This is a genomic window from Streptomyces sp. NPDC052701 (assembly GCF_040678355.1).
Taxonomy (GTDB): domain Bacteria; phylum Actinomycetota; class Actinomycetes; order Streptomycetales; family Streptomycetaceae; genus Streptomyces.
On sequence record NZ_JBFATO010000086.1, the window covers coordinates 1 to 1,490 of the forward strand.

1 protein-coding gene is annotated in these 1,490 nt (G+C 69.9%); it reads left to right on the top strand.

What is annotated here, in order from left to right; genetic code table 11:
- The first annotated feature begins 263 nt into the window (after positions 1-263).
- On the top strand, positions 264-1,466 hold the full coding sequence (locus AB0L29_RS35495; protein WP_365833478.1) for an IS110 family transposase: 1,203 nt from the start codon (positions 264-266) through the stop codon (positions 1,464-1,466).
- The last annotated feature ends 24 nt before the right edge of the window (positions 1,467-1,490 follow it).

Consider the following 1,490-nt stretch of genomic DNA (forward strand, 5'->3'; position numbering starts at 1 on the left):
CCCCGTTATGTTTTCCGCGGTTCCGCAACGGGACCGTTGGCCTCCGGGCCCGGCATGACTGTTGCCCCCTGTCGATCGGATGACCTGGGGGGTGGTGTCACCGGGTCCGAGGGGTGCCGTCGGAGACGCTGATCAGAGGTCCGACCACCGCCTGGCCGGGCGCAATGCCCGGCCGTTTGCGGGCGGCAGGTCTGCATAACGTGGCTGCGCGAGAACGGTCCCCGACCTTGGGGCCGGCACGCATCGACGCATGTGGGGGCACGGTGATCAGCATCGACGGGGTGGGCGTCTTCCTGGGCCTGGACGTCGGCAAGCACACTCATCACGGCCACGGTCTGAACCCGGCCGGGAAGACGGTCTTCGACAAGCCACTGCCGAACAGCGAACCAAAGTTGCGGGCCGTCTTCGACAAGCTGGCCGCCAAGTTCGGCACGGTTCTGGTGGTCGTGGACCAGCCCGCCTCCATCGGCGCCCTGCCGCTGACCGTCGCCCGGGACGCCGGCTGTCAGGTCGCCTACCTGCCCGGCCTGGCGATGCGCAGGATCGCCGACCTCTACCCCGGCGAGGCCAAGACCGACGCGAAGGACGCCGCGGTCATCGCGGACGCTGCCCGCACCATGCCCCACACCCTGCGCACGCTCGACCTGGCCGACGAGGTCACCGCCGAGCTGACCATGCTGGTCGGCTTCGACCAGGACCTCGCCGGCGAGGCCAACCGCACCTCCAACCGCATCCGCAGCCTGCTCACCCAGTTCCATCCCAGCCTCGAGCGGGTCCTGGGTCCCCGCCTGGATCACCAGGCCGTCACCTGGCTCCTCGAGCGCTACGGATCCCCACAGGCCCTGCGGAAAGCAGGCCGCCGCAGGCTGGTCGAGGTCGTCCGCCCGAGGGCACCGCGCATGGCCGAACGGCTGGTCGACGACATCTTCATCGCGCTCGACGAACAGACCGTCGTCGTCCCGGGCACCGGCACTCTCGACGTGATCGTCCCATCGCTGGCGAAGTCGCTGGCCGCCGTCCACGAACAACGCCGGGCCCTTCAGACCCGGATCGAAGCCCTGCTGGAGGCCCACCCTCTTTCCGAGGTCCTGACCTCGATGCCCGGCATCGGCGTCAGGACCGCCGCAGTCCTCCTGACCACCGTCGGCGACGGCAGCAGCTTTCCCACCGCCGCCCACCTCGCCTCCTACGCCGGCCTCGCCCCAACAACCCGGCAGTCCGGCACCTCGATCCACGGCGAACACGCCCCCAGAGGCGGCAACCGGCAGCTCAAGCGGGCGATGTTCCTCTCCGCGTTCGCGGCCCTGCATGATCCCGCCTCCCGCACCTACTACGACCGCTGCCGGGCCCGCGGCAAAACCCACACCCAGGCCCTCCTCCGCCTCGCCCGCCACCGCACCAGCGTCCTCTTCGCCATGCTCCGCGACGGAACCTTCTACGAACCGAGGAGCCCTCGCGTCGCTTGACGAAAGACATAGAGGCACCCCCCC